Source organism: Sphingomonas sp. PSPC2-2, assembly GCF_049897725.1.
In the GTDB taxonomy this organism is placed as follows: Bacteria; Pseudomonadota; Alphaproteobacteria; order Sphingomonadales; family Sphingomonadaceae; genus Sphingomonas.
Genome location: NZ_JAFCWU010000001.1, coordinates 87,833 through 108,510 on the forward strand (window position 1 = coordinate 87,833; position 20,678 = coordinate 108,510).

At 64.9% G+C, this 20,678-nt stretch carries 17 protein-coding genes; 4 read left to right on the plus strand and 13 right to left on the minus strand.

The window, feature by feature from the left end:
- Positions 1 to 63: 63 nt before the first annotated feature.
- The 10 genes from ACP7BY_RS00440 to ACP7BY_RS00485 form a co-directional block, all read right to left on the minus strand.
- Positions 64 to 1,191: a M50 family metallopeptidase gene (locus ACP7BY_RS00440; protein WP_126845665.1), complete on the minus strand. Its 1,128-nt coding sequence runs from the start codon at positions 1,189 to 1,191 to the stop codon at positions 64 to 66.
- The gene (locus tag ACP7BY_RS00445) at positions 1,188 to 2,381 is read right to left on the minus strand and encodes a 1-deoxy-D-xylulose-5-phosphate reductoisomerase (protein ID WP_033964603.1); all 1,194 of its coding nucleotides are present in this window, start codon (positions 2,379 to 2,381) and stop codon (positions 1,188 to 1,190) included. Before ACP7BY_RS00445 ends, ACP7BY_RS00440 begins: the two co-directional genes overlap by 4 nt.
- A complete protein-coding gene (locus ACP7BY_RS00450) occupies positions 2,378 to 3,178 on the minus strand; it encodes a phosphatidate cytidylyltransferase (protein ID WP_033964601.1) in 801 nt (266 codons plus the stop codon). Before ACP7BY_RS00450 ends, ACP7BY_RS00445 begins: the two co-directional genes overlap by 4 nt.
- An 11-nt stretch (positions 3,179 to 3,189) precedes the next feature.
- Entirely contained in the window at positions 3,190 to 3,939 is a 750-nt protein-coding gene (locus tag ACP7BY_RS00455) for an isoprenyl transferase (RefSeq protein ID WP_260591475.1), read from the minus strand.
- Positions 3,936 to 4,493, minus strand: coding sequence for a ribosome recycling factor (gene frr / locus ACP7BY_RS00460; RefSeq protein WP_033964599.1), 558 nt, complete (start codon positions 4,491 to 4,493; stop codon positions 3,936 to 3,938). Before frr ends, ACP7BY_RS00455 begins: the two co-directional genes overlap by 4 nt.
- A 3-nt stretch (positions 4,494 to 4,496) precedes the next feature.
- On the minus strand, positions 4,497 to 5,225 hold the full coding sequence (gene pyrH, locus ACP7BY_RS00465; protein WP_033964598.1) for a UMP kinase: 729 nt from the start codon (positions 5,223 to 5,225) through the stop codon (positions 4,497 to 4,499).
- A 176-nt stretch (positions 5,226 to 5,401) separates the two neighbouring features.
- Positions 5,402 to 6,337: a translation elongation factor Ts gene (gene tsf / locus ACP7BY_RS00470; protein WP_033964595.1), complete on the minus strand. Its 936-nt coding sequence runs from the start codon at positions 6,335 to 6,337 to the stop codon at positions 5,402 to 5,404.
- A gap of 85 nt (positions 6,338 to 6,422) precedes the next feature.
- Positions 6,423 to 7,265 (minus strand): 30S ribosomal protein S2, encoded by an 843-nt coding sequence (gene rpsB / locus ACP7BY_RS00475; protein WP_126845667.1) that lies wholly within the window; start codon positions 7,263 to 7,265, stop codon positions 6,423 to 6,425.
- Positions 7,266 to 7,679: 414 nt separating this feature from the next.
- Entirely contained in the window at positions 7,680 to 8,495 is an 816-nt protein-coding gene (locus ACP7BY_RS00480; RefSeq protein WP_137902602.1) for a CDP-alcohol phosphatidyltransferase family protein, read from the minus strand.
- A gap of 19 nt (positions 8,496 to 8,514) precedes the next feature.
- A complete protein-coding gene (locus tag ACP7BY_RS00485) occupies positions 8,515 to 9,261 on the minus strand; it encodes a phosphatidylserine decarboxylase (RefSeq protein ID WP_033964591.1) in 747 nt (248 codons plus the stop codon).
- A gap of 128 nt (positions 9,262 to 9,389) precedes the next feature.
- Between ACP7BY_RS00485 and ACP7BY_RS00490 the strand changes: the two genes are divergently transcribed.
- The gene (locus ACP7BY_RS00490; RefSeq protein WP_010403143.1) at positions 9,390 to 10,610 is read left to right on the plus strand and encodes an NADP-dependent isocitrate dehydrogenase; all 1,221 of its coding nucleotides are present in this window, start codon (positions 9,390 to 9,392) and stop codon (positions 10,608 to 10,610) included.
- Positions 10,611 to 10,746: 136 nt separating this feature from the next.
- A complete protein-coding gene (locus ACP7BY_RS00495; protein ID WP_033964590.1) occupies positions 10,747 to 12,519 on the plus strand; it encodes a cation:proton antiporter in 1,773 nt (590 codons plus the stop codon).
- A gap of 34 nt (positions 12,520 to 12,553) precedes the next feature.
- On the opposite strand, the gene alaS is transcribed toward ACP7BY_RS00495, so the two are convergent.
- Positions 12,554 to 15,208 carry an alanine--tRNA ligase gene (gene alaS / locus ACP7BY_RS00500; RefSeq protein ID WP_033964588.1) on the minus strand — a complete coding sequence of 885 codons (2,655 nt, stop codon included), beginning with the start codon at positions 15,206 to 15,208 and terminating at the stop codon, positions 12,554 to 12,556.
- Between the two features lie 93 nt (positions 15,209 to 15,301).
- Between alaS and ACP7BY_RS00505 the strand changes: the two genes are divergently transcribed.
- A complete protein-coding gene (locus ACP7BY_RS00505) occupies positions 15,302 to 16,957 on the plus strand; it encodes a hypothetical protein (RefSeq protein WP_249340820.1) in 1,656 nt (551 codons plus the stop codon).
- Positions 16,958 to 17,153: 196 nt separating this feature from the next.
- On the opposite strand, the gene ACP7BY_RS00510 is transcribed toward ACP7BY_RS00505, so the two are convergent.
- Positions 17,154 to 17,639, minus strand: coding sequence for a hypothetical protein (locus ACP7BY_RS00510; RefSeq protein ID WP_137902600.1), 486 nt, complete (start codon positions 17,637 to 17,639; stop codon positions 17,154 to 17,156).
- A 200-nt stretch (positions 17,640 to 17,839) separates the two neighbouring features.
- Positions 17,840 to 19,096 (minus strand): M24 family metallopeptidase, encoded by a 1,257-nt coding sequence (locus tag ACP7BY_RS00515; RefSeq protein WP_033964584.1) that lies wholly within the window; start codon positions 19,094 to 19,096, stop codon positions 17,840 to 17,842.
- Between the two features lie 134 nt (positions 19,097 to 19,230).
- Between ACP7BY_RS00515 and ACP7BY_RS00520 the strand changes: the two genes are divergently transcribed.
- Positions 19,231 to 20,538 carry a dicarboxylate/amino acid:cation symporter gene (locus ACP7BY_RS00520; protein WP_033964583.1) on the plus strand — a complete coding sequence of 436 codons (1,308 nt, stop codon included), beginning with the start codon at positions 19,231 to 19,233 and terminating at the stop codon, positions 20,536 to 20,538.
- Positions 20,539 to 20,678 lie beyond the last annotated feature (140 nt).

Below are 20,678 nucleotides of genomic sequence, written 5' to 3' on the forward strand. Positions count from 1 at the left end.
TCGGAGAAAATTCCGCGTGGCCGAAAACTCGTCGGCCCGCCCTGCCTCACCTGCGTCAACCGATCAAGAGCCGGTCAGGGCCTTCCACAGGCCGAAAGCGCCGAGATCGTTAAACGTTACCATCACCATCAAGGCGAGAATCGCCGCCAATCCTGCACGAAACGCCCATTCCTGCACATTCGGCGCGACCGGCCTGCGCCGGATCGCCTCGATTGCGTAGAAAAACAAATGGCCGCCGTCCAACAGAGGGACTGGCAAGAGGTTGATGAATCCCAGATTAATCGACACACCGGCGATGAAATAGATCAACACCGGCCAGCCCAGCGAGAATTGCTCGCCCGACACTTTGGCGATGCGGAGCGGCCCTCCAAGTTCGTCGGTTGAGCGGCGCCCGCTAAGGATTTGGCCCAATCCTTCGACCGTGGACCGCAGGATTCTGCCGGTCATTTCGACGCCGACCACCGGTGCTTCGAACAGGCCCACCCGATGCGGCACCGGGGTGGTCGGCGATATGCCGAGCAGCCCTTTTTTGAAGGTGTTGCCAAAACTGTCGCGCTGCACGGCGGTACCCAGGACGCCAACGCGCCGAATCCGGCTTCCCGCGTGCTCATATTCGACCACCACCGGGTAACCGGGCCGTAACACCGCGAATTCGTAGACATCTTCGAAAGTGTTGATCGCGCGCCCATCGATCGCGGTGATTCGATCACCGGTCTGCAAGCCGATCGCTGCCGCCGTGCTGCCGGGGCTGACGCCGCCGACGATGGAGGGGGTACGATCGACACCATAGGCCATCGCGAACGCCGCCAGAATCACAACCGCGACAACGAAATTGGTGATCGGTCCCGCTGCCACGACGATCGCGCGCTGCCACACCGGACGCCCTTGCAACGTGCGTGCGCGCTCCTCGGCAGGCAATTCCAGCCATGCCGGGTCGGGCGTGCTGGCGGCGTTGAGATCGCCCGCAAACTTCACATAGCCGCCGAGCGGCAGCACGCTGAACTTCCAGCGAGTCCCGCGTCGGTCGGTCCAGCCGAACAGCTCGCGCCCGAAACCGATCGAAAAGGCATCGATCTTCACGCCGAACACCCGCCCAGCCAGATAATGCCCCATCTCATGCAGGAAGACGAGCGGGCCGATCACCAGCGCAAAGCCGACAAGGGTGACCAGCAGTCCGGGAGAATGGCTCAAGCGACGATATCCTTCACATTCGTCCCTCTTAACGCCCCGCCACGAACCGCAATCTGCCTGCGCGCCATGCTGCGCGCTTCGGCATCGACCGCCAGAACATCATCCACGCTTTCCGGTGCGGCCGGATCATATGCCGACAGGGTATCTTCGACGATTGCGGCAATTTCGAGGAAGCCGATCTCCCGGTCGAGAAAGGCCGCGACCGCCACCTCGTTCGCCGCATTCAGGATCGCGGGGCGTGCGCCCCCTGCGTCGAGTGCCGCCCGCGTCAGCCGGATCGCGGGGAAACGCTCAGCATCGGGCGCCTCGAAATCGAGCCGCCCGATTGCAACGAGATCGAGCGGAGCCATCGGCGTCGCCATGCGATCGGGCCAGGCGAGGCAGTGCGCGATCGGCGTGCGCATGTCGGGCGGACCCATCTGCGCCAGCACCGAGCCATCGACATAATCGACCAGCGAATGGATCACCGATTGCGGATGAATGACGATTTCGATTGAATCATGCGGCACCGGGAACAACCGCGCCGCCTCGATCAACTCCAGCCCCTTGTTGAACAAGGTGGCCGAATCGATCGAAATCTTCGCGCCCATCGACCAGTTCGGATGCGCGACCGCCTGTTCGGGGGTGACGGTGCGCATCGCCTCGGTCGTCCAGGTACGGAACGGACCGCCGCTACAGGTCAGGATGATGCGGCGCACGCGCTCGGGCCGTGCGGCATCGAAGCATTGGAAGATCGCGTTGTGCTCGGAATCGGCTGGCAGCAAGGTCGCGCCATGCCGGGCCGCCGCCGCCAGCACGACATCGCCCGCCGAGACCAACGGTTCCTTATTGGCGAGGATCACGGTCTTGCCGCCCGCAATCGCCGCCATCACCGGCTCCAGCCCGATACAGCCGACGATCGCGCCCATCGTGATATCGGCCCCAAGGCTGGCCGCCTCGACCACAGCCGAGCGTCCGCCCGCAGTGCCGATGTTGGTGCCTGCCAGCGCCGCCCGCAGATCGGGCAGGCAAGCCTCGTCCGCCACCACGGCCAGCTTCGCGCGCGTGCGGATCGCCGCCGCCGCCAGTCCCGCAACATCGCGATTGGCGGTCAGCGCCAGAACCTCGAACCGGTCCGGCTCGCGCTCGACCAGGTCGAGCGTCGAGGTGCCGATCGAGCCCGTTGCCCCAAGGATCGTTATCGTCTTCACCACCAATATACCTTCGGTAACAGCACCAGCAACGCAGCGACCGGCGCGACCGGCACCAGCCCGTCAAGGCGGTCCAACACCCCGCCATGCCCGGGCAGCAGCGAGCCGCTATCCTTCACCCCTGCCCGCCGCTTCAGCCAGCTTTCGTAAAAGTCCCCGGCCTGCGCCAACACTGCCAGCACCGGCGTCGCCAGCGTCATGCGCACCGGCAAGCCATAGCGATAATGCAGGAACGCGGCGAACAGGCCCGCCGCCAAAACGCCACCGCCCAGCCCGGCCCAGGTCTTGTTCGGGCTGATGGCCGGCGCAATCTTCGCCCCGCCTATAACGCGACCCGCCGCATAGGCACCGATGTCGCATGCCCACACCAACGCCAGCGCCCACAGCGTAAAGAGAATACCCTCATCTTGCCGCCGGATCACCAGCAAGGCCATGATCGGCAGCCCGACATAGAAGATGCCCTGCGCCAGCCCGCGCCGCCCGGTCACGATCACCACGAAGAAGCCCGCGCCGATTAGCAAGCCGAGCGTGAGAAACCCCGCTCCCGCACCAATTACGGGGGCCATAATCGCAAGCGGCACCGACAACGCATATTGCGCAAGCCGCTTGGTCTCGTTCGGCGCGGACTGCAGTCCCGCCCATTCCCCCATCATGACGATGCCGAGCACCACGCAAAGTAGCCAGAATGCGATCCCGCCCAATACAACGCCGGTCAATGCGACCGCGACCAGCGCGATCCCGACGATGATGCGCAGCGTCAGATTGGACGGGCCACGCGGCTCGGCAAGCGGCGTCACGGGAGGTGGCGTCACAGGCCCCCGAACCGACGCTGCCGCTGTCCGAAGGTTTCGACCGCAGCAGCCAGCGTATCTGCGTCAAAATCGGGCCACAGCGTATCGACGAACAGCAATTCGGCATAGGCCGCTTGCCACAACAGGAAGTTGGACAAACGGACCTCACCGGAGGTGCGAATCAACAGATCCAGCGGCGGCAGGTCGCGCGTGTCGAGCTCGTCCTCGAACACGGCTTCGTCGATCGTCGTCGGATCGAGCGTGCCTGCTTGCGCGCGTTCCGCAAGCCGCCGCGCGGCCGCCGCAATCTCCGCTTGCGCGCCGTAATTGAGCGCGATCACCAGGATCGGCCCGGTGTTGACTGCGGTACGCGCGACTGCGGTGTCGATCAGTTCGACCAGATCGGGGGTGAACCGGCGATAATCGCCAATCACCCGCAGTTGCACATTGTCGCGCACCATCTCATCAAGGTCATTGCGGATGAACAGCCGCAGCAACCCCATCAGGTCACTGACTTCGCTCTCCGGGCGTCGCCAGTTCTCGCTCGAAAAGGCATAGAGCGTCAGCGCCTCAATCCCCATCGCGCGCGCAGCACGCGAGATACGACGCACCGCTTCGACGCCTTGCCGATGGCCAGCGACCCGCGGCAAATGGCGTTTCTTGGCCCAGCGCCCATTGCCATCCATGATGATCGCGACATGGCGCGGCAACACCCCCGCGCCCTTGCCGGTCACCAACTCGGGAGCAGAGGCGGCAAATGGCCTCACTTGCCCAAAATTTCCTTTTCCTTGGCGCTCGCCGCCGCATCGATTTCGCCAATCGTCTTGTCGGTCAGCTTCTGCACTTCGGTTTCGAGCTTCTTGCGCTCGTCCTCGCCGAACAGGCCCTTCTTTTCATCGACCTTGAGCGAATCCATGCCGTCACGACGCACATTGCGCGCGGCGATGCGCGCATCCTCGGCATATTTACCCGCGAGCTTGGCCAACTCCTTGCGGCGCTCCTCGGTCAGATCGGGAATCGGCAAGCGCAGGGTGGTGCCATCGACGATCGGGTTGAGCCCGAGCCCGGCCGAGCGAATCGCCTTGTCGCACGGGCCGACATTGGACTTGTCCCACACCTGTACCGACAGCATCCGCGGCTCGGGTGCCGACACGGTCGCCACCTGATTGAGCGGCATTTGCGCGCCGTAGACCTCGACGGTGACGGGATCGAGCAGCGAGGTCGATGCGCGTCCGGTGCGCAGACCGGCGAGATCGCCCTTCAACGATTCGACACTGCCCGCCATGCGGCGTTCGAGATCGGCCTTGTCATAAGCGGCCATGACTTAATCTCCTGCTGTGGTTTGAACGACCGTCGACACGCCTTCACCGCGCAGAACCGCAGCAAGATTGCCGGGCTGACGGATGTTGAAGACGACGATCGGGATTTTGTTGTCGCGGCAAAGCGCGATCGCGCTCGCGTCCATCACCTTGAGATCCTGCGCGAGCACAGTGCCGTAACTCACGGTTTCAAAACGCTTGGCGGTCGGGACCAATTTCGGGTCGGCATCATAGACGCCGTCGACCGACGTGCCCTTGAACAGGGCGTCGCACTTCATCTCGGCGGCGCGCAACGCGGCCCCGCTATCGGTGGTGAAGAACGGGCTGCCGACGCCCGCTGCAAAAATCACGATCCGACCCTTTTCGAGATGGCGCTCGGCGCGGCGGCGGATGAAGGGTTCACACACCGACGCCATGGGGATCGCCGATTGCACGCGCGTCTCGACGCCGATCTTTTCCAGCGCGTTCTGCACGGCGAGCGCGTTCATCACGGTCGCCAGCATCCCCATATAATCGCCGGTGGCGCGGTCCATGCCGCGCGCCGCGCCGGAAATACCCCGGAAGATGTTACCCCCGCCGACGACGACGCAGAGTTCATACCCCTGGTGCTTCACATCGGCGATTTCGGCGGCCACACGGGCAATGACGTCAGGGTCGATCGAAAGGCCACCGGCCCCCATCAGGACCTCGCCCGACAATTTCAGCAAAATACGTTTAAAGTGCGGGGTGGTCACGGCATTCCAGACTGCAAAGGGTCATGATCGCCCTGGGGGCGGTGCGGCGCGGACCTTATCGGGCACGCACTGCGATTGGAAGCGCGGAAACCGTGCAGATCGAATACACGAAGGGCCGCACCTCACCGGCACGGCCCTTCGGCATTTGCGGCCTCGCGCGCGAGCGGGGCCGAGTGTTATGCAGTCGCCTGCGGCACACCCGAAGCGGCCGCGACTTCCGCCGCGAAATCGCTCGTTTCCTTCTCGATGCCTTCGCCGAGCTGGAAGCGGACATAGTCCTTGAGCACGATCGCGGTGCCGGCTGCCTTGGCGGCATTGGCAACGACGTCCGAGATCTTGGTCTTGCCGTCCATCACCAGCAGCTGGCTGACGAGCGCGTTTTCCTTGCGATACTTGGCGATCGCACCCTCGACCATCTTGGCGACGATGTCGGCGGGCTTGCCGCTTTCCGCTGCCTTTTCGGTCGCGATCGCGCGCTCACGCTCGACGATCTCGGGGTCGAGGCCATCTTCGTTCAGCGCCAGCGGGAAGGCTGCTGCGATGTGCATGGCGATCTGCTTGCCGAGCGGCTCGAGCACATCCTTGCCCGCTTCGCTCTCCAGCGCGACGAGCACGCCGATCTTGCCGAGGCCGGGGGCCGCTGCGTTGTGGATGTAGGGAACAACCGCGCCAGCCGACACTTCGAGGCGCTTGGCGCGACGCAGGTTCTGGTTCTCGCCGATCGTGGCGATGTTGTTGGTCAGGATTTCCTCGACCGTCTTGGCACCCAGCGGGGCGGCCTTGATCGTCGCGATATCGTCACCCAGTTCGAGCGCGACCGAAGTCACGTCGCGAACGAAGGTCTGGAACTGCTCGTTCTTGGCGACGAAATCCGTCTCCGAGTTCACTTCGACCGCAGCACCCTTGGTGCCCGATACTTCGACGCCGATCAGGCCCTCGGCCGCAGTGCGGCTGGACTTCTTGGCGGCCGCGGCGAGGCCCTTGGCGCGCAGCCAGTCCATCGCCACCGTCATGTCGCCATTGGCTTCGGTCAGCGCCTTCTTGCAATCCATCATGCCCGCGCCGCTCTTTTCGCGCAGGTCCTTTACCGCAGCTGCCGTGATCTCGGCCATGTCGTTGGTCCTTATCTCAGTAGAATATGGTTTTGGACGGGATAGAGCCGCGCCCTACCCCGTCCGTATGTCAGTTCTGCGACGCTTACGCGTCGATCTGGCGCTCGGTTTCCGCAGCCAGCTCGGCCTGCAGAGCCGCGTCGGTTGCCGGCGTAATGTCGGCGGCCGCAGCCGGAGCAACGCTCAGCGCTTCCTCGGCGGGCGGAGCTTCCATCGAACCGATGTCCTGGCGACGCGACAGCTGCTCATGGCCACCGCGGGTCGCGGCGATCGCAATCGCTTCGCAATACAGGCGGATGGCGCGGCTGGCGTCGTCATTGGCCGGAACCGGGAAGGCGATGCCGTCGGGCGAAACGTTCGAATCGAGGATCGCGACGACCGGGATCCCCAGCGTGTTGGCTTCCTTGATCGCCAGCTCTTCCTTGTTGGCGTCGATCACGAACATCACGTCGGGAATGCCGCCCATGTCGCGGATGCCGCCGAGCGACAGCTCGAGCTTGTCCTTCTCACGGGTAAGCTGCAGCACTTCCTTCTTGGTCAGGCCGTGCGTGTCGCCCGAAAGCTGCTCTTCCAGCGTCTTGAGGCGCTTGATCGAACCCGAAATGGTCTTCCAGTTGGTGAGCATGCCGCCCAGCCAACGATGGTTGACGAAATGCTGGCCCGAACGACGGGCTGCTTCTGCAACGGGCTCCTGCGCCTGGCGCTTGGTGCCGACGAACAGCACCTTGCCGCCAGCGGCGGTCGACGCTGCGACGAATTCGAGCGCGCGCGCGAACAGCGGAACGGTCTGCGAGAGATCGAGAATGTGGACGCCGTTGCGGTCGCCAAAGATGTAGGGCTTCATCTTCGGATTCCAGCGGTGCGTCTGGTGGCCGAAATGCGCGCCCGTTTCGAGCAATTGCTGCATGGAGACGACAGGTGCCGCCATAAGGTAGTTCCTTTCCGGTTGATCCTCTGGGAAGCGAGTAATCCGGACAGGCGAACCTGCTCGGACACCGGTGATGTGTGCTTCCCATGCGGTGTGAAGGCGCGCCCTTTATCCGAGACGCTCCGGCAAATCAAGTCCGGCAATGCGCTTGACGACGGAACGCAATGAGAACATAACGGGTCTCAGAGCGGAACGTGGAACGGAACACGGCCCGTGAATGTTGCGACTTTGTGACTCTTCACCGTGAATGAAGGAGTTGAACGATGGCCGTTGTGAGTTTTCTGGTGTTCGCGAGTGCCTTCGCCGCGAGCCTTGCTGTTTTCTACCTGACCCTGGCACCTGCGCTGCCGCGGATCGTCGCGATCTTGCGCGATGGAGCCGACCCTCTCGCTGCTCTCCAAACGCAGGTAACGGTCAGGGAGCCGCGTCTGCGGGTGCGGGGGACGACCGCCCCAGCGCTGGCACGGACGCCGCTGCGCGCAGCCGCTTGACCCGGGCATAGGCGACGATGCTGAACGGCAATGTCGCGAGATATGCGACGCACAGGAAGCTGAGCGTGTGCCAGGGAGCGGAGATGAGCGCTGCCCCCAGTAGAACCACCACCGCAATTGCTTCGAAGCGGATATTGTTGCGCAAACGCAGCGAAGACCAACTGAAGGTCGCGACGCTCGACACCATCAACGCTGCCATCAGCGCGACCCAGGGCGCTACGATCAGCGGCGAACGCCACCAGTCGAGACCGGTCCAGAACCACAAATAAAGGGGTAGCATCGCCAGCCCGGCACCGACCGGAGAGGGCGCGCCAGTCAAAAAACCTGCGGATTTATGCGGTTGCTCCACCACGTCGATCGCTGCGTTGAACCGGGCGAGACGCAGCGCGCAGAACACCGCGAACACCAGCGCGCACAGCCAGCCGACGCGGGGCAGATCCTTCAGCGACCACAAATAGAGGATCAGCGCGGGCGATACGCCGAACGAAATGGCATCCGACAGCGAATCGAGCTCGGCCCCAAAGCGGCTCTCGCCGCGCACCATGCGCGCGATCCGCCCGTCGATCCCGTCGAGCACGCTGGCGATCATCACCATCACGACTGCGGTTTCCCACTGACCGGCAATCGCGAAGCGAATGCCGGTCAGGCCGGAACACAAAGCAAGCGCGGTAACGGCGTTGGGCGCAACCGCGCGCAGTGGCAGCCCCCGTGCCGCGCCGCGCCGATACGGAGACCTCATGCGATGACAATCCGTCGCATCACTGCGCGATCCCGGCCGCCATAGTGCCGCCTACGCGGCCAAGGATCGTTTCGCCCGCTACGCTCCGCTGGCCAAGCACAACCTGGCACGCGCAATCATCGGGCAGATAGACGTCAACCCGGCTGCCGAAGCGAATCAAACCGATGCGCTGCCCCGCCGCGACCATGTCGCCCGGCTTGACGAACGGCACGATCCGACGCGCGAGCAGGCCAGCAATTTGCGTAAAACCAATGCGCCGCACGGTGCCATCCGCAGCCGGTCGGCCTTCGACGACGATATGCTGACGCTCATTGTCCTCGCTTGCTTTGTCGAGCTCGGCATTCACGAACTTGCCCGAGATATAGACAACCTGCTTCACCGTTCCCGCGATCGGCGTGCGGTTGATATGGACGTCGAACACCGACATGAACACCGACACGCGCACCAGCGGCGCATCGCCCAGGCCATTCGGGCCGGCCAGTTCGCGCGGCACCGGTACGCGCTGAATCATCGAAATCAGCCCGTCGGCAGGAGATACGATCAGCCCCTCGCCGCTCGGCGTTACGCGTACCGGATCGCGAAAGAACAAGGCGACCCATAAGGTGATGCCGATCAACGGCCACGCCACGAACCAGCCGAACCAGACCAATGCGACCAGCGCGATCACCCCGGCGATGGCGACATATTTGCGCCCTTCCGGGTGCAGATCGGGGATGCGCCATTTCACGGCTTCGGCGGACGGATTTGGTGTTTCGGGAGGAAGCATCCCCCTTCCCTACCCCACACGTCCCCGTGCCACAATCATCATCCCGCGCTCCTGCCGTTCCGCACCGGGTTGATCGCCGCGCGCCATGCTCCTAGACGCTCCTCGAAACTCCCATAGGAAAGATCGTGATGGCGAAGATCAAGGTGAAGACGCCCGTCGTGGAAATCGATGGCGACGAGATGACGCGGATCATCTGGCAGTGGATCCGCGAACGGCTCATTCTCCCCTATCTCGATATCGATCTGGAATATTACGACCTCGGCATGATGAGCCGCGATGCGACCGACGACAAGATCACGGTCGATAGCGCAAAGGCGATCCAGAAATACGGCGTCGGCGTGAAATGCGCGACGATCACCCCCGACGAGGCCCGCGTCGAGGAATTCGGCCTGAAGAAGATGTGGAAGTCGCCCAACGGCACAATCCGCAACATTCTCGGCGGCACCATCTTCCGCGAGCCGATCGTGATCAAGAACGTGCCCCGCCTGATCCCAGGCTGGACGCACCCGATCGTCGTCGGCCGCCACGCATTCGGCGATCAGTATCGCGCGACCGACTTCCTCGTTCCCGGCCCGGGCAAGCTGCGCCTGGTGTTCGACGGGGATGACGGCGAAGTGATCGACCGCGAAGTGTTCCAATTCCCGTCGGCGGGCGTCGCGCTGGCGATGTACAATCTTGACGATTCGATTCGCGATTTCGCGCGCGCCTCGATGCATTACGGCCTGAACCTGAAATGGCCGGTGTACCTGTCGACCAAGAACACCATCCTCAAGGCCTATGACGGCCGCTTCAAGGATCTGTTCGCCGAAGTGTTCGAGACCGAGTTCAAGGACAAGTTCAAGGAAGCGGGGATCGTCTACGAACATCGCCTGATCGACGACATGGTCGCCTCGGCGCTCAAGTGGCACGGCGAATTCGTCTGGGCGTGCAAGAATTATGATGGCGACGTGCAGTCCGACCAGGTTGCACAGGGCTTCGGCTCGCTCGGCCTGATGACCTCGGTGCTGCTCACCCCCGATGGCAAGACGGTCGAGGCGGAGGCCGCCCACGGCACCGTTACGCGCCACTTCCGCCAGCACGAGCAAGGCAAGGCAACTTCGACCAACCCGATCGCGTCGATCTTCGCCTGGACCGGCGGCCTGAAATATCGCGGCAAGTTCGACGGCACCCCCGAGGTGACCCAATTCGCCGAGACGCTCGAGCGTGTCTGCATCCAGACCGTCGAGAACGGCCACATGACCAAGGATCTGGCGCTGCTGATCGGCCCCGATCAGCCGTGGATGACGACCGAGCAGTTCTTCGAGCAGGTGCGCGTCAATCTCGAACAGGCGATGGGCGCTTCGGCCTAACCCTCCTCCCAAATCTACTTGGCGGCCACCGCGTCCGATACGGACCCGTGGCCGCCGAACCGTCTTTCGGCCACTAAAGGTCTTTTTTGTCAGTCAAAAGCTGACAAGCCGCCAATGTGTTGCGTACAGTGGCGCAATGGCATCTCCCCTAAACTCCACCGGTTTCAGCGACGCCCTTGTAATCCTGGGGGCAGCCGGGCTCGTTATCCCCGCTTTTGCGCGGGCCAAGATCAGCCCGGTCATCGGTTTCATTCTCGTCGGATTACTGGTCGGCCCGTCGGGGCTGGGCGCGCTCGTCCCCAGCTATCCCTGGCTTTACCACATCACCATTTCCGATCCGCACGCGATCGAGCCTTTTGCCGAATTCGGCATCGTGCTGCTGCTGTTTTCGATCGGGCTCGAGTTGTCGTTCAAACGCTTGTGGTCGATGCGCCGACTTGTCTTCGGCACCGGTGCGGCGGAATTGATCGGATCGGGGCTGATACTCGGTACCGGCTTGCACCTGTTGACGGACGTGGCGTGGACCGGATCGTTCGCGCTGGGTATTGCGCTTGCGCTTTCGTCCACCGCACTGGTGCTCCCGATCGCGGGCACGTCGAGCCCTGTCGGGCGTACGGCGTTTGCCATGCTGTTGTTCGAGGATCTGGCGCTGGTGCCGATCATCTTCATTCTGGGCGCGCTGGGGCCGATGGCGGCGGCGGGCGGATGGATGGGATTCGCGCGCGTTGGCGGCGGCGCGATCCTGACGGTCGCAATCCTGTTCGTCGGCGGGCGCTTCTTCCTGCCCAAATTGTTCGCCCAGGCGGCGCGCACCAAGAGCCCGGAACTGTTCCTCGCGGCGTCGTTGCTGGTGGTGATCGCCGCGAGCCTGGCGACGACGGCAGCCGGGCTCTCCCCGATCGTCGGCGCGTTGATCGCCGGGCTGCTGATCGCCGAAACCAATTACCACAGCGAAGTCGAAGTGATGACCGCGCCGTTCAAGGGGCTGGCGCTCGGCGTGTTCCTCATCACCGTCGGCATGAGCGTCGATCTCGGCGCGATCGTCGCCGACTGGGGATCGTATCTGCTCGCCATCATCGCCGTCGTCGCGATCAAGGCGCTGGTCACTTTCGGTTTGCTGCGGCTGGCCGGCATCCGGGGTGGGGTGGCAGCGGAAACCGGCATGTTGATGGGCAGCCCGTCCGAAACGACGCTGATCGTGCTGGGGGCGGCGGGGCAGGCGCAACTGCTCGCGCCCGGCCTCGCCAGCTTCTGGCAGACCGTCACCGCGATCGGCCTGACGATCACGCCATTGCTCGCCTTGCTTGGCAAACGCGCGGCCAAGCGGATCGAGCGTCGCCAGGGTGATTCACCGGAGGCGTCGATCCCGGAGGAAGGCCCCGGCACCGTTGTGATTGGCTTCGGTCGCGTCGGGCGGATGGTATGCGACATGCTGAAAGTCCACGGCCAGCCCTATGTCGCGGTGGAGGCCGATATCGATGCGGTGAAGGCGGCGCGGGCCGATGGCTATCCGGTGATTTTCGGCGATGTCGTGCGCCCGGAACTGGTCGACCGGCTCAATCTCGGCCGCGCGCGCGCGCTGATCCTGACGATGGACGATCCGGTGCTGAGCGTTGCGCTCACACGGCGGGTCCGTGGGTGGGTGCCTGATCTGACGATCATCGCGCGCGCCCGCGACACCGCCCATGCCGCCGAACTTTACAAAGCAGGCGCGAGCGACGCAGTGCCCGAGACGCTGGAAAGCTCGCTGCAATTGGCCGAGGCAGTGCTGACCGATCTCGGCGTCGCGGTCGGCCCGGTGATCGTCTCGATCCACGAGAAGCGCGCCGAATTGCGCCAGGAGATCAAGGCCGCCGCCGATCTGGAGGTCGCGCCGCGCCTGATCCGCGCGCGCCTGAGCAAGGACTAACCGCCGCAGCCAACCGAGACTGCGGCGTGAGCGCTTAGCGTGCCAGCGCGGCCTTCACCGCCGCAACCGCCTCGGCACCCTTCGCACCATCCGGCCCACCGCCTTGCGCCATGTCGGGGCGACCGCCGCCACCCTGCCCGCCCAGCGTCGCTACCGCGATCTTGAGCAGATCGACCGCGCTGCGCGTCGCGACCAGATCGGCCGTCACACCAACCGCCACCGACGCACGTCCCTCATTGACCGCGACGATCATCGCAATGCCAGAGCCGACGCGCTGCTTCATCTCGTCCACCGCGCCGCGCAGGCCCTTGGGGTCGAGCCCCTCGACCACCTGGCCGAGGAACTGCACGCCGCCAACCTCTTCCGGCCCCGCCGCAGCCGCACCGGCCCCGCCGCCCAGCGCCAGCGCCTTCTTGGCTTCGGCCAATTCACGCTCCAGCCGCCGCCGGTCCTCGACCAAAGCCGCCACGCGCGCCGGTACTTCGTCGGGCGAGGATTTCAGCGCCGTCGCCGCCTCGCGCAGTTTCTCGTCGCGCGAGGTGAGGTAAGACCGCGCCGCCTCACCCGTCAGCGCCTCGACGCGACGCACACCGCTCGACACCGCGCCTTCGCTCACCACCGTGAACAGGCCAATGTCGCCCAGCGCGCGGACATGCGTGCCGCCGCACAGTTCGAGCGAGTAGATCTCGTCGCCCTCGCGCCCCATCGACACGACGCGCACTTCGTCGCCATATTTCTCACCGAACAGCGCCATCGCCCCTTCCGCGATCGCTTCGTCGGGCGTCATCAAGCGAGTCGTGACCGGGCCGTTGGCACGGATCTGGTGGTTCACGTCGACCTCGACCTGCGCCAGTGCGGCGGGGTCGATCGCGGTCGGTTGCGAAAAGTCGAAGCGCAGCCGCTCGGGCGCGACCAGGCTGCCCTTTTGCGCGACATGCAGCCCCAGCCGCTGGCGCAGCGCCTCGTGCAGCAAGTGCGTCGCCGAATGGTTGGCGCGAATCCGGTCGCGCCGGCCGCTGTCGATCGTCAGATGCAGCGCATCGCCAACCGCGATCTCGCCCTGTTCGATCTTCGCCTGATGCGCGAACAGGCGGCCGAGATATTTGCGCGTATCCTCGACATGCGCCAGCACGCCGCCACCCGTCAGCGTGCCGGTATCGCCGACTTGGCCGCCGCTCTCGGCATAGAAAGGCGTCTGGTTGACGACGATCTCGACCGTCTCCCCCGGCCCGGCGCGCTCGACCCGCGCGCCATCCTTGACGATCGCGACGACCTGGCCCTCGCCTTCTTCGCTGGCATAGCCGATGAACTCGGTGCTGCCGCTGGCTTCGGCAATGTCGAACCACACATCATCCGAGGCGCGCTGGCCCGATCCCTTCCAAGCGGCGCGCGCGGCGCGCTTCTGCTCGGCCATGGCGGTGTCGAACCCGGCGCGATCGATCCCGAAGCCCTGGCGCCGCAGCGCATCCTCGGTCAAATCATACGGAAAACCGAACGTGTCGTAGAGCTTGAACGCGGTCTCGCCCGGCAGCGTGTCGCCTTCGGCCATCCCTGCGGTCGCTTCTTCCAGCAGCCGCAAACCGTTCACCAAGGTGCGGCGGAACTGCGTTTCTTCCTGCAGCAAGGTCGATTCGATCGACGCCTGCGCGCGCACCAGTTCGGGGTAAGCCGCACCCATTTCCGAAACCAGCGCCGACACCAGCCGGTGCATCAACGGCTCCTTCGCGCCCAGCAAATGCGCATGGCGCATCGCGCGGCGCATGATCCGGCGCAGCACATAGCCACGCCCCTCATTGGCGGGCAACACGCCATCGGCGACGAGGAAGCCCGACGAGCGCAAATGATCGGCAATCACGCGGTGGCTCGCCTGCGTCTCGGGCGTCAGCGGCGCGCCAGACAGCGCCACCGACGCCGCGATCAGCGCCTTGAAGGTGTCGGTATCATAATTGTCGTGCACGCCCTGCAGCACGGCGGCCACGCGCTCCAGCCCCATGCCGGTGTCGATCGACGGGCGCGGCAGCGGCGTGCGCGTGCCATCGGCGGCCTGGTCGAACTGCATGAAGACGAGGTTCCAGATCTCGACGAAACGGTCGCCATCTTCCTCGGGGCTTCCCGGCGGGCCACCATAAATATGGTCGCCATGGTCGAAGAAGATCTCCGAGCACGGCCCGCACGGGCCGGTGTCGCCCATCGACCAGAAATTGTCGTTGGTGGCGATGCGGATGATGCGCTCTTCGGGCAATCCCGCGATCTTGCGCCACAAATCGAACGCTTCGTCATCGGTGTGATAGACGGTGACGGTCAGCCGGTTGGGGTCGAGCCCCCATTCCTTGGTCAGCAAATTCCAGGCGAGCGTGATCGCGCGTTCCTTGAAATAATCGCCGAACGAGAAATTGCCGAGCATCTCGAAAAAAGTGTGGTGCCGCGCGGTATAGCCGACATTGTCGAGGTCATTATGCTTACCGCCCGCGCGCACGCACTTTTGCGAAGACGTCGCGGTCGAATAGGGCCGCGATTCCAGGCCGGTGAACACGTTCTTGAACGGCACCATCCCGGCATTGACGAACATCAGCGTCGGGTCGTTCTGCGGCACCAACGGTGCGGACGGGACCTTCGCATGGCCATTGGCCGCGAAATAATCGAGGAAGCTGCGACGAATGTCGTTGGTCGAGAGCGAGAGCTGGGTCATGCCCGGTGCTTAGGCGAGGCGCGTGCGTATCTCAAGCATGGCTCGGTTCGTCGCGATCGGCTATCGCGCAGGGAACTTGCCCGGGGACCCGTGATGCGCGTGTTGAAGATTGCGCCACTGCTGCTGTTGCTCGCCCCCACGGCCGAAGTGGCGCGCGCGACCGCCAGCGCGCCGCCGCACGCCATTTGCGGCGACGACACCATCGCCCCCAGCGTCGCGCGCATCCTGCCCGGCTTCGGCGCGGGCGCGCTCCCGATCCGCACCGCCAAGCCGCAGGCTCAGGCGTTTTTCGACAACGGCCTGCAACTCAGCCACGCCTTCGCGCACGATGCCGGACACGCCGCCTTTGCCGAAGCCGCGCGACTCGACCCGGCCTGCGCGATGTGCCGCTGGGGCGAAGCCTGGTCGGGCGGCCCGACGATCAACTTCCCCGTCGACGCCGCCACCCAAGTGAAGATGGGCAAGCTGGTCGACGCCGCCATCCCGATGGCCGCGAGCGGCCCGCTGCTCGAACGCCAACTGCTCGCGGCCCTCGCGCTGCGCTACAAAAATGGCGGCGGCAAAGGCCCCGGCGACATCGCCTACGCCCGCGCGATGGAAGCGATCGCGGTCGCGCATCCCGAAAATGACGAACTGCTCACGCTCGCCGCCGATGCCTGGATGATCCCGGCGGCGCTGGGCGAGCGCGGCGACACGCTGCCGCGCGCGGTCGCGCTGCTCGAGACGGTGCTCAAGCGCAACCCGGATTTCACCCCCGCCATCCATTTCTACATCCACGCGACCGAGATGAACGGCTTCCCGGCCCGCGCCGAGCGCTATGCCGACCGCCTCGCCGCGCTCGCCCCCGCCGCCAGCCATTTGATCCATATGCCGAGCCATACCTATTACTGGATCGGCCGCTATCAGGATGCCGCCGACGCCAATGTCCGCGCGGCGGCGCTGGGCGTGGCCGATGCGAAGGCCGCGCATGCGCCCGAGCCCGACGGCGTGTTCCGCCAGCCTTACCATGCGCACAACGTCCATTTCGGCATTGGCGGCGCGTTGATCGCGGGCGACGCGAAAGATGCATTGGCGCTGTCCGAGCCCGTCCTCGGGGCGCTGTCGCGCGCACCCAAATCCGATCCGTTCCAGCAAATGGTCGGCGGCACCGCCTATTTCGCCCAAGGCCGCTTCGCCGATCCGGCGGCAGTGCTGGCGCTGCCCGAACCCGGCGCGGCATACGGCTTCCTGCGCGCCTATCGCCATTATGCGCGCGGCGAAGCCTATGCGCGCCTCGGCAATGCCGCCGCAGTCCGTGCCGAAGCAGCAGCGATCCCGCTGCGTGCTGGCCCCGCCGACAAGGAAGATGCCAGCCTGCAGGCAACCGCGCTGATGCGCATCGCCAAGGCCGTGCTGGAAGGCCGCGCCGCCATGCTGGAACACCGCCCGGACGACGCGGTGAAAGCGTATCGCACGGCGGCGAAGATCGAGACCTCCAAGGTCCTGGTCCATTTCGATGATCCGCCCGTGTGGTGGTATCCAACCGAACGCAGCCTCGCCGCCGCTTTGCTGGCCACGGGCGATGCCCAGCAAGCGCTCGCCCAAGCCAACGCCGCCCTCGCCCGCCGCCCGCTCGACCCGGTGAGCCTGTCGATCAGGGCCGACGCGCTGACAGCGCTGGGGCAGACGGCAGCGGCGGAAAAGGACCGGGCGGCGGCGGTGGCGCGCTGGCACGGCGATAAGAGCGCGTTCTCGGCGGCGTTGATCTGACGGGAGCGCGCCGCCCCAAGACGCGCTTCCCCGGCGAAGGCCGGGGCCCAGTAGGTAGGGCAGATGCAAGAAAGACCAGCCCCCGCCATAACCCGCCCACCACTGGGCCCCGGCCTTCGTCGGGGAAGCGTGTGGTGGGACGAACTGATCATAGCATCAAAACCGCGGGCGGCCTGTTTGCGAGCAGAAGCGGACGCTACCGATGGCGATGAATCGCTTTAATCTTCGGATGCTGAGCGTCCATGAACATATACGCTCTGCCCAGAAGCGCCTGTTTTCCAAAGTCATCAAACTTATTGGGTCCAAGCGGTGTTATAAGAACCTCAGACTTCGTGAGCCCTTCCAAATGCATTCTCTCAATCTCTGACCAGTGAGTCTTGGCTACCGCGTTCAATACAACGTTCACGGCGGGATGGTTGTAGCGAACAATGATGTTCCCATCGTCCATAGGCGCAGGGTTCATATCCGGATGGAAGCCAAGTATTTCGGCAAGCGTCTTTAACGCGAAGGCGCTGGCACCCGCGTCGGACAGGCCATCTTCGAGTATGATGCAAGTGCCATGCGTGAAGACCACGAAGTCCCGTTTGCCATTTGTATAGTAGTTCACGCGCCCGACGACTTCATCAAGCGGCTGTTCAAATGAGGGGTGCCATGTTGGAACTGGCGGGAAGCGCGTGACCATTTCACTCGCCCTTACTCTGCCAAAACCGATTGCGCCGACAAGGCCCGCGATGAACGAGCGTCTCACCATATCCCCACCCCGTTCCAATCGTCTGAATGCCAAGCCTACCGAACAGGCAGATGCATGGAAAGCGACGTCCGCGTCCCACCAATCCGGCTGCTTCGGCACAATTGGCCACCCAGCTTACATCCCCCGCCCCCTCACCCCAACGGCGCATCAATCGACGTCGGCGGCACGCTGAACCATTTCGGCCCGCTCGCGGTCATGTGGAAGCAATCCTCCAGCCGCACGCCGAACTTGCCCGGCAGATACAGGCCCGGCTCGTCCGAAAAGCACATGCCCTCGGCCAGCCGCATGGTTTCGCCGTGGACGAGGTTGACCGGCTCATGCCCGTCAAGCCCGATGCCGTGGCCGGTGCGGTGCGAGAGGCCGGGCAAGCGATAGCCCGGCCCATAGCCGAGCGACGCATAAAACCCGCGCACCGCATCATCCACCGCCCCCGCCGGCGTGCCGACCTGGGCGGCGGCGAAGGCCGTGGCTTGGCCAGCGCGCACCTGATCCCACACCGTGCGCTGTTCCGTGCTCGCGCTGCCGAACACGAAGGTGCGCGAGACGTCGGACTGATAGCCCTGCACGGTGCAGCCGCAATCCATCAGCACGATCTGCCCGTCCGCCACCACTTGCGGTTCGTGGCTGCCATGCGGCAGCGCCGCCGCCGGGCCGATCAGCACCAACGCGAATTCGGGTGCCCCGCCCAATTGCCGTGTGGCGGCGTTCATCAGCGCGGCGATGTCCGCAGGCTTCATGCCCTTTTCCACGCGCGGCCAGGTCCAGCGATAGGCGGCGATCGTCACGTCGGTCGCGGTCTGCATCAGCGCGATCTCGGGCGCGGTCTTGCGCATCCGCACCCCGCGCACGACCGGATTGGCCGAGACGATCTTCGCCCCCGGCAGCGCCCGCGGCAGACCGTCGACCGCGAAATAGCGCACCGTCTCCTCGATGCCGATCGGCCGCTCCGCCAGCTTGCGCTCGCGCAGGAAGCCCGCGACCAGCTTCAGCGGATCCTCATCCTCCTGCCACACGCGCACGTCAGCCGCGACGCCCAGCGTCTGGCGGACCGAGGGTTCCTCGAAGAACGGCGTGACGATGCACGGCTCGCCCTCGACCGGCAGAATCGCCGCGGTCAGGCGCTCGCTGCGAAACCAGGTCACCCCGGTGAAATAGACCAGGCTCGATCCCGATTCGATCAGCACCGCGCCGATGCCCTGCGCGTTCATCAGCGCCTGCGCGCGGGCGATGCGGGCGCTGCGCTCGCCCGGCCCGATCGCCACCGCGCCGCTGGCGATATTGCGCAAACCGGCGAGATCGGGCTCGGCCGCGCGCAGAACGCCACTGGCCGAAAACACCGGCAGCAACGCCGCTCCGGCTGCAAACCCACGCCGCGTCAACATCTTCATCGTCTCGCGCCCCTTTGTCCTTGGCGTAACTGTGCCAGCGGAAAGCGCCCGCCGCAACGCAGCAACGCAGCGCTTCGGCTTGACCGCTCGCACTTTCTCCCGTTGATGACACGAACGACAAAAAGGGGTGACATGTGGCGAAGCGATTGACGACCTATATCCTGATCGCGCTGGTGCTGGGCCTCGCCGTGGGATGGACGCTCAACGCCACGATCGATGACGGCACCCCCGCCAGCGCAGCGCGGCTGAAGGAGATCGCCGGCTATATTTCGATCATCACCACGGTGTTCCTGCGGCTGATCAAGATGATCATCGCGCCGCTGGTGCTCTCGACCCTCGTCGTCGGCATCACGCATATGGGCGGCACCGGCGCGCTCGGGCGGATCGGCCTGCGTGCGGTGGCGTGGTTCGTCGGCGCGAGCCTGTTGTCGCTCTCGCTCGGGCTGGTGCTGTTCCATGTCACCGCGTCGCTGGGTGAAGTGCTCGGCCTCACGCCGCATCTGGTGGTGCCGCCCGTGACCGTCGGCACCGGGCTCGACAAGGCCGGGTTCGATCTCGCCAAGTTCGTCACCCATGTCGTGCCCTCGTCGATCTTCGATGCGATGGCGACCAACGAAATCCTGCAGATCGTGGTCTTTTCGGTGTTCCTCGGCGTCGCGATTTCGGCGGTCGGCGAGAAAGCCGCCCCGCTCGTCCGCGCGACCGAGGCCTTGGTCGCGGTGATGCTGCAAATCACCAATTATGTGATGATGTTCGCGCCGCTGGCGGTGTTCGCCGCTGTCTCCGCCACGCTGACCGAGCAGGGCCCCGGCGTCATCAAGAACCTCGCTTACTTCATGGGAAGCTTCTATTTCGGCTTGGCAGTGTTGTGGGCGCTGCTGTTCGGCCTGTGCTACCTCATCGTCGGCCCGCGCACGCGCAGCTTGCTGCGCTATATCGGCGCGCCGTTGATGATCGGCTTTTCCACCGCCTCGTCCGAGGCAGCGCTGCCGCGCGTGCTGGAGGCGCTGGAGCGCTTCGGCGTGCCGCCCAAGATCGCCGGCTTCGTCGTCCCGCTCGGCTATTCGTTCAACCTCGACGGGTCGATGATGTACATGACCTTCGCGTCGCTGTTCATCGCCCAGGCTTACGACATCCATCTGTCGATCGGCGCGCAGGTGACGATGCTGCTGACCTTGCTGATCACCTCCAAGGGGATCGCCGGCGTGCCGCGCGCCAGCCTGGTGGTGATCGCGGCGACCTTGCCCGTGTTCCACATCCCCGAGGCCGGCCTGCTGCTGATCCTCGCCGTCGACCATTTCCTCGACATGGGGCGCTCGGCCACCAACGTCGTCGGCAATGCCATCGCCGCCAGCGTCATCGCCAAATGGGAGGGGACGCTGGAAGCGCCCGAGCCTCCCGAGATCGGCCTGAACGAACTGCCGCGCGCCGATCACGCATAGCGCCGGTTAATCTTAAGCAGGACCGCCCAAAAGCCGTTCGGGCTGAGCCTGTCGAAGCCCTTCTTCCCCGCGCGCTCACCGCGCTGGGATAGGAGCCCTTCGACAAGCTCAGGGCGAACGGGGTCCGATCCGCTTTAAAG

What these genes read in the sequence shown, in the direction of transcription:
- ACP7BY_RS00515 (WP_033964584.1), bottom strand. Translation starts at nt 19,096, where the DNA reads ATGAAGATGTTGACGCGGCGTGGGTTTGCAGCCGGAGCGGCGTTGCTG.
- ACP7BY_RS00490 (WP_010403143.1), top strand. Translation starts at nt 9,390, where the DNA reads ATGGCGAAGATCAAGGTGAAGACGCCCGTCGTGGAAATCGATGGCGAC.
- rpsB (WP_126845667.1), bottom strand. Translation starts at nt 7,265, where the DNA reads ATGGCGGCACCTGTCGTCTCCATGCAGCAATTGCTCGAAACGGGCGCG.
- ACP7BY_RS00485 (WP_033964591.1), bottom strand. Translation starts at nt 9,261, where the DNA reads ATGCTTCCTCCCGAAACACCAAATCCGTCCGCCGAAGCCGTGAAATGG.
- frr (WP_033964599.1), bottom strand. Translation starts at nt 4,493, where the DNA reads ATGGCCGCTTATGACAAGGCCGATCTCGAACGCCGCATGGCGGGCAGT.
- ACP7BY_RS00480 (WP_137902602.1), bottom strand. Translation starts at nt 8,495, where the DNA reads ATGAGGTCTCCGTATCGGCGCGGCGCGGCACGGGGGCTGCCACTGCGC.
- ACP7BY_RS00495 (WP_033964590.1), top strand. Translation starts at nt 10,747, where the DNA reads ATGGCATCTCCCCTAAACTCCACCGGTTTCAGCGACGCCCTTGTAATC.
- tsf (WP_033964595.1), bottom strand. Translation starts at nt 6,337, where the DNA reads ATGGCCGAGATCACGGCAGCTGCGGTAAAGGACCTGCGCGAAAAGAGC.
- alaS (WP_033964588.1), bottom strand. Translation starts at nt 15,208, where the DNA reads ATGACCCAGCTCTCGCTCTCGACCAACGACATTCGTCGCAGCTTCCTC.
- ACP7BY_RS00510 (WP_137902600.1), bottom strand. Translation starts at nt 17,639, where the DNA reads ATGGTCACGCGCTTCCCGCCAGTTCCAACATGGCACCCCTCATTTGAA.
- ACP7BY_RS00505 (WP_249340820.1), top strand. Translation starts at nt 15,302, where the DNA reads ATGCGCGTGTTGAAGATTGCGCCACTGCTGCTGTTGCTCGCCCCCACG.